The following is a 4,500-nucleotide window of genomic DNA, read 5'->3' as shown; positions in this document are numbered from 1 at the left end:
TATCTTCGGCATACATACGCCGATCAAAATGAATCGACGCCGTAAAAGCTTCTACGGCCTTATCCGTTTCTGCCGTAAATCGGCCGCCCCATAATTTCATACCTATTCCTCTTTTCCCCGTTTGCACACGGCTACTTTTTCTTTGCCTGCAACATCAGGGCTCTCATCTTCAACGGCAAGCCGAAAAGATTGATAAACCCTTCCGCATCCTGTTGATTATACACATCATCTTCGCCGAAGGTAACGAATTCTTCACTGTATAATGAATAAGGAGACACGGAGCCGGCACTGATAATATTGCCCTTATATAACTTCAATGTTACGGTACCCGTTACGGTTTCCTGAGTGACATCTACAAAGGCCGCCAAAGCTTCGCGCAAGGGCGAAAACCACATGCCGTCATAAACGAAGTCTGCGTACTTACCGGATAATTCCTCTTTGCAATGCATAGTAGCTCTATCGAGGCAGAGATATTCCAACTCTTTGTGAGCATACATAATCAGGGCTCCGCCCGGGTTTTCATATACACCCCGGCTTTTCATCCCTACAAGACGGTTTTCTACAATGTCGACAATACCGATACCGTTGCGTGCTCCTATTTCATTCAAAGTCGTCAATAACTGAACGGCTCCCTGCTTTTCACTGTTCACGGCCACGGGAACCCCTTTTTCAAAGTCAATGCTTACGTATTCGGGCGTATCCGGAGCTTTTTCAGGCGGCGTCGTTACCAAATATACATCGTTTTGCGGTTCATTAGCCGGGTCTTCCAAGTCCGCACCTTCATGACTTAAGTGCCAAATATTCCAATCCATGCTGTACGGATAAGGCTTATCCGTACTTTGATGTGCAATAGGGATATCATGAGCCGCTGCATATGCCAAGGCATCTTCTCTGGACTTAATCTGCCAAACTCTCCAAGGTGCAATTATTTTCATTTCCGGTGCCAAGGCTTTGACGGTCAACTCAAACCGAACCTGGTCGTTTCCCTTTCCTGTTGCACCGTGACAAATAGCATCAGCTCCCTCTTTTTTTGCAATTTCTACCAATTTGGCTGAAATCAACGGCCGTGCAAAAGACGTGCCGAGAAGATATTTTCCTTCATATACGCAGCCGGCCTTTACTACAGGCCATACATAGTTTTCTAAAAACTCTTTTTTTACATCTGCAATATATACCTTGTCGGCTCCCGACATGTATGCCTTCTCTTCAACGGCCTTAAAGTCATCGGGTTGACCTACATCGGCACATACGGCTATAACTTCGGCTCCGTTATAGTTTTCTTTTAACCACGGGATAATGACGGAAGTATCCAAACCGCCCGAGTATGCTAAGACAATCTTCTTTATTTCACTCATGTTACTGCTCCTTTCTACCTGTGCCACATCAACCTGTGACGTTACCATATGTTATGATGAGAGTATACTCTTATCTGTTATTTTATGCAAGTATTTTGTATATTTTTTATATATATTTTTAGTAATATCCCTTTTCTTCAGGTATAAACCGCTTATTTTTGCCGTTTCTTTGCGAATATGCTATAATTCACCCGGAGGAGGGCCTATGAAAATAAAGTATATTCTCTTCTTCGTGCTGGCCTTTGCCGTAACGGCCGCATGGAGTCATTTCAGTGACACGGCTCGACCGGCTCAGACAGTACAGGCCGAGTCCGAAGAAAATTCCATATCTCCGTATTTTCACTTCCGTGAAGCTATGCAACAAAAACTGAACGGGATCCCCTCATATGTACGAAACGATAATATTCCGTCTTCCATGAAAAAAGCTCTTGTCGCAGTTGAAGATAAACGTTTCTACGACCACGGGGCTATCGACGTTCTCGGTCTTCTTAGAGCCGGCCTCGTCAACTTATATTCACAAGACACGGTTGAAGGCGGCAGCACCATCAGTCAACAAGTTGTTAAAAACGTCTTTTTAACGCAAGAGCGCACCTTTTCCAGAAAGTTGAAAGAGTTGTACTTAGCTGTCTTACTGGAACGAAACTACAGTAAAGACGCCATTCTTGCCGCTTATCTCAACACGGCCTATTTCGGTGCCGACGCATACGGAATTTCCAAGGCCTGTCGAATTTATTACGGTATTTCCCCTGAAAGCCTGACACTGGCCCAATCAGCTATGTTGGCAGGATTGGTTCAGGCACCCACCTACTACAATCCTTTCGAAAATTATGAGGCTGCCAAAAATCGTCAAAAATTAGTTCTTGATCTCATGGCGGAACAGGAACTTATTACTAAAGCTCAGGCCGATAAGGCATATGCCGAAGACCTGCACCTGCAAAAAAAGGGTAAGACCTGACGGTCTTACCCTTTTTATTCGGTTTAAATATCTTCCAAGGCTGTCAATAAGGCGTCTACATCTTCCGCCTTGGTAGCCCACGAAGTACAGAGGCGAACAGCTATACGACCGTCCGGTAAGTCCCCGAAATGATCGAAAGTAAATTCTTTTTTCGCCAATTTATCGCATTGTTCTTTCGTCAAAATAGGTAACTGTTGATTCGTCCTATGCTGATAAAAGAAGTCGAATCCCAGTCTTTTTAATCCTTCATGTAAGACGACGGCCAAATCAGCCGCATGCCGAGCAGCCTTAAAATACAAATTGTCTGTAAAAAGAGTTTCAAATTGCAATCCCAAGAGCCATCCCTTAGCTAATAAAGCACCGCGCTGTTTCACATGGTAAGGGAACTCACGCTTCAGGGTCTCATTCGTAATGACGGCTGCTTCCCCGAAGAGAGCCCCTTGCTTTGTACCGCCTATGGTAAAGACATCGCAAAGTCGTGCCAAGTCGGGCAACGTCATATCACAGTCGGGAGATTCGAGAGCATACCCCAAGCGAGCGCCGTCTACAAAAAGGATGAGATCGTAACGACGACAAACATCGTGGATGGCTTCTAATTCGGCCTTTGAATAGAGGGTTCCCGTTTCCGTCGTCTGCGAAATATAAACCATACCCGGTTGAACTATGTGAAACCCGTGTGTATCAGCCTGATAGGCACGGCAGTATTCTTCGATCTGTTGAGGCTGTAATTTCCCGTCTTCAGACGGAAGAATCAATACCTTATGACCCGTTAATTCAATGGCTCCGGCTTCATGGACATTAATATGAGAGGTCACAGGAGCCAATACCCCTTGATAGTTTTTTAAAGCCGCTCCGATAACCGTAAGATTGATTTGCGTGCCGCCGACAACAAAGTAGACTCCCGCATCGGGAGCGTCACAAGCCTGACGAATCAATTCCCTTGCATGTTCCGTACGTTCATCCGTCCCGTACCCGGGGTGCTGTTCTCCTGCCGAAGCGGCCAAGGCTTCAAGGATTTCCGGAACAGCCCCTTCCAAATAATCAGATTCAAAGCGTATCATATTGCTTCCATCCTCTCTCAATTATTTTCTTGTATTTTTGGTTCGTACCAGTATATCCGTTACAGTCGACAACAAGTCTTCACTGTCCTCATTTTGACCGAAGATCAGTATCACATCCGCCCCGGAACTTCGAGGTGAGACAAGAATGCGAACGGCTTCCGTAAATCTTCCGTTATTTACGAATAAATCTCCATTGACAGTCCCTATATAATAAGTATTTCCGTTCACTTTGACGCCATGCATATTTTCAGCTACATAAAAATTACGAGGTAATCGGCCGGTCAGAGCAGCATTCATGGCTGTCGGCGTTACGGAATCGGTGCCGATAAGTGTTTTTACATCAGAAGCCAATAGTGAATAATGCATCATATATGCATATTGGAACTCGCCCTTATAGGACTTAACCAACTGATAGGTATGAGGAGTCACTCCCGGAAGAGAGCGAGCAATATACGACGTCATATCATTTCCCGCTTCCCGGGCGCTCAATAACTGTTGAGTTCCGGATTGGATATATAAATTATCGGGAACTGCGACGGTTCCCCACCCGTTCAAAAACATATCCGCAGTCTTATTCTTATCTTTTGCACTTACGGGTACCGCAAAAATACATACGGCTAAAGCCAGGCAAGCCAATATCTTTATACGCATTTTTATTCCTTTCTTACTGAAAAATTAATTATTTATAATTTTATACTATTTTACCTTTAAGGTCAAAAAAGACGCTCTGGAAAGGACGTCTTTTCTTGACAATGAAGCCGTTCATATACATTTTTCACCTAATCTATTTTTAAAAAATATTGTTGTGCCGAAACATCGATAAGTCCCGCCATTTCCAGTTCTGTCAAGGACGAGGCCAAACACGCCGGCGATAAGTCCGTCTCGGCACACAGCTCTTCATAGCTTACGGAGCGATCACCTTGCATCAGTTTATAAATACGGCCGGCTCCTTGAGATAGAGGTGGTAAGGCTTTCCTTTCTCTTTTTTTCACCTCTTCTTGCCACCCGTAGATCTCCAATAATTCTTTACCGGATAAAAGCGGTACGGCACCGCTTTTAATCAAACTATTCGTACCGGCGCATAGTGGTGCGTATACGGACCCGGGAACGGAAAAAACATCACGCCCTT

Annotated in this window: 4 protein-coding genes and 1 pseudogene; 1 reads left to right on the top strand and 4 read right to left on the bottom strand. The window is 44.7% G+C overall.

From position 1 onward, the window contains the following. Positions 1-131: 131 nt before the first annotated feature. Positions 132-1,355: an argininosuccinate synthase gene (locus tag PGX78_RS06370; protein WP_270445938.1), complete on the bottom strand. Its 1,224-nt coding sequence runs from the start codon at positions 1,353-1,355 to the stop codon at positions 132-134. Between the two features lie 205 nt (positions 1,356-1,560). On the opposite strand from PGX78_RS06370, the gene PGX78_RS06365 reads away from it, so the two are divergent. Next, a complete protein-coding gene (locus PGX78_RS06365; RefSeq protein WP_270445937.1) occupies positions 1,561-2,310 on the top strand; it encodes a transglycosylase domain-containing protein in 750 nt (249 codons plus the stop codon). Between the two features lie 23 nt (positions 2,311-2,333). Here the strand turns inward: PGX78_RS06365 and PGX78_RS06360 are convergent, their stop codons facing one another. The 3 genes and pseudogenes from PGX78_RS06360 to PGX78_RS06350 form a co-directional block, all read right to left on the bottom strand. Then, a complete protein-coding gene (locus PGX78_RS06360; protein WP_270445936.1) occupies positions 2,334-3,371 on the bottom strand; it encodes a threonine aldolase family protein in 1,038 nt (345 codons plus the stop codon). A gap of 21 nt (positions 3,372-3,392) precedes the next feature. After that, entirely contained in the window at positions 3,393-4,022 is a 630-nt protein-coding gene (locus PGX78_RS06355; protein WP_270445935.1) for a hypothetical protein, read from the bottom strand. 128 nt (positions 4,023-4,150) lie between these two features. Beyond that, positions 4,151-4,500, bottom strand: a pseudogene (locus tag PGX78_RS06350) (hypothetical protein); the annotation flags it as partial.

It is taken from the genome of Megasphaera sp. AF13-6AC (assembly GCF_027685385.1).
Taxonomy (GTDB): Bacteria; Bacillota; Negativicutes; order Veillonellales; family Megasphaeraceae; genus Megasphaera; species Megasphaera micronuciformis.
This window is presented reverse-complemented; position numbering and strand designations above follow the sequence as displayed.